1 protein-coding gene is annotated in these 2849 nt (G+C 71.1%); it reads left to right on the top strand.

The features are described from left to right. On the top strand, positions 1-2849 hold a 2849-nt coding region (locus HG543_RS52895; RefSeq protein ID WP_343073668.1), incomplete at both ends, for an ELWxxDGT repeat protein.

Genomic DNA, 2849 nt, shown 5'->3' with positions numbered 1-2849 from the left:
CCCCATGTCCCCCTTCCTCGCCCTGGCCCTCGTGCTGTCCTCTCATGAGCCCACCCTGCTGGGAGACCTCCATCCCCATCCGGTGGGGGATGTTGACGCGTCCTTCGTCCTGGACGAGGGGGGCAGGGGATACTTCCGGGTGGAGGATGAGGCGGGCTACGAGCCGTGGGTGAGTGACGGCACCGCCCCGGGCACCCTGCGCCTGGGAGACCTCCATCCCGGCGGCGCGAGCTCCCTGAGCGTCGCCTCCATCGTCCCGCTGGGGAACAGCATCCTCTTCCAGGCGAGTGACGGCGCCCATGGCTTCGAGTGGTGGCGCACCGACGGCACGCCCGCCGGGACGCGGATGGTGGTGGATGCCTGCCCTGGAATCTGCTCGAACCCTGGCTCCATTCACGCGGTGATGAATGGCGTGCTGTACTTCATCGTCGACGACGGGACTCACGCCTGGCAGCTCTGGAGGACGGATGGCACGGCGCCAGGCACCGCCTTCATCGCGCAGAGCACGCGCGGCCGGTACAACGACTACGAGGTCCAGGAGCTCGCCGTCCACGGGAATGCGCTGTACTGGGGCTCCAGCGAGGAGCTGTGGACGTCCGACGGTACCCCCGCGGGCACCCGGCTCGTCCGTGCCCTGGCGAAGTGGCCCGCCGTGGAAGACTTCTTCACCGCCGGCGGCCGGCTGTACTTCGCCTCCAGTCCCAACCAGACCCAGGGGGACCTGTGGTCGACGGACGGCACTGCCGAGGGCACGGTACCGCTCGCGACCCGGTTCAGCGGCACGCTCGGTGAGGAGGGCCACCGGCTCTTCTTCGCGACGACGACCACCGCCTCCTCGGGCAGCTACACCCGGCGGCTCTACGTCACGGACGGCACCGGCGCCGGGACCCGCCTGCTCACCACCGTTGCGTCCGCCAGCTCCTACGGCGGCACGGAAGCACTCGGGAAGGTGGGCTCGACCGTGCTCTTCACCCTGGACACGACAGCGCAGGGCAGCGAGCTCTGGAAGACCGATGGCACCGCGGCCGGGACGTCGCTGGTCCAGGACCTCGTGCCGGGTGCTGGCTCGTCGTACCCGAGCAAGCTCGTGTCGTTCAACGGAGCGCATTACTTCACCGCCGGGGATGCCAACGGCAGCGCGCTCTACCGGACGGATGGCACGCCCGGCGGCACCCAGGTGGTGAAGCGCTTCACGGGGCCGCGGGTCTCTCCGCCGGCCATGACGGTATTCGACTCCGCGCTCTTCTTCGTCGCGGCCGAGACCGCCACCGGCGCCGAGCTGTGGCGCAGCGATGGGACGGAGGCGGGGACGGTCCTGGTCCGGGACATCAACCCCGGCGCGCTCAGCGCCTCGCCCCGGTCGTTCATCGCCTCCGGCTCCCGGCTCCTCTTCACCACGGCCATCTCATCCCCCCATGCGGATGAGGTGTGGAGCACGGACGGTACCTCCGAAGGCACCGTGCGCATCAAGGCGCTGACGCCCCTGTCCCTGCATCCGCGGAAGGAGGGAGGGGCGTGGCTGCTGGGCGCGGAGGGGTGGGTCCGCAAGCTCTGGATGGTGGATGGAACGACCGCGGAGCCGCCCCCACTGAAGGTGTTCCGCGAGACGACGGGGGACTCGAGTCCGGGGGAGCTGGTGTCGGTGGGCCCGCTCGCGTACTTCCGTGCCGACCGCTCCGGCAGCGAATCGGCCTTGTACAGGACGGATGGCACCGTCGCGGGGACCACGGTGCTCCGTGATTTCTCCCGACACACTTCACTCTCCCGGTTCGTCACCCTGGGGCGGAAGCTGGTCTTCGAGCAGGGCGGCATCCTGTGGAGCTCCGACGGGACGGCGGAGGGAACGGGGTCCATGCCGGGCGGTGGTGGGTACGTCTTCGAGCACGCGGTGCTCGGCGATGGGGTGCTGAGCATCGAGGGCCCCTTCAACTCGCCCGATAGCTACGAGCTGTGGCGGTACGACGGAGCGGCGCGGCAGGGGGTGAGGCTTGGCGTCATCCAGACCCGAGTCTCCGGTGTGGACGGGCCGCACTCCCTCATCCAGGTGGGCTCGCGGCTGCTGTTCTGCCGCTACGACGCGTCGAGCTTCCCGAACCGGCCGCACTGGGAGCTCTGGAGGACGGACGGCACGTGGGCGGGAACGGGCCGGGTGACGGACCTGCCGGCCAGTGCCCGCCTCACGGGCGCGGACACCCAGGCCTTCTTCGCGTACGCAAATGCGCTGTGGCGCACGGACGGCACCGCCGAGGGCACGGTGGAGCTGAAGGCCACACAGCAGACCGCGCCCGAGGCCTTCTTCCCGGTGGGCAGCCGCCTCTTCTTCACCGCCTCCGACAGCGCCAGCGGCCGTGAGCCGTGGGTGTCCGACGGCACCGAGGCGGGGACGCGCCGGCTCATCGACTTCACGCCCGGCGTCGGCTCGAGCCGGTTGGTGGCCGCGCACGAGCACCTGGGGACGACGTACCTGGTCCTCCAGGGCGGCCCGGGGACGTGGCTGGTGCGCACGGATGGAACGTCCGGAGGCACCGTGCCCGTGCTCGCCGCGCCGGGCGCGAGCTGGCTGGCCAGCCACGGCGGTGCGCTGCTCCTGGCGGCGGCGGATACGGAGGCGGGGTTGGAGCTCCGCTCGTGGCTTCCGGGGACGGACCACCTGCGACTGGTGAGCGACTTCAACCCCGGCCCGGCCCCGTCGTCGCCGGGCCTGCCGGTGCGGGTGGGCTCTCGGCTGGTGCTGGCCGCGACCACGGCCACCCAGGGGCGGGAGCCCTTCTCCGTCCCATTGGATGACAACGCCCCCACCGTCACGGCCCGCGTCACCGGGGAGCGGGGGGAGGGGAACTGGTACGTGG

Origin of the sequence: Pyxidicoccus fallax (genome assembly GCF_012933655.1) — a bacterium.
In the GTDB taxonomy this organism is placed as follows: domain Bacteria; phylum Myxococcota; class Myxococcia; order Myxococcales; family Myxococcaceae; genus Myxococcus; species Myxococcus fallax.
This window is presented reverse-complemented; position numbering and strand designations above follow the sequence as displayed.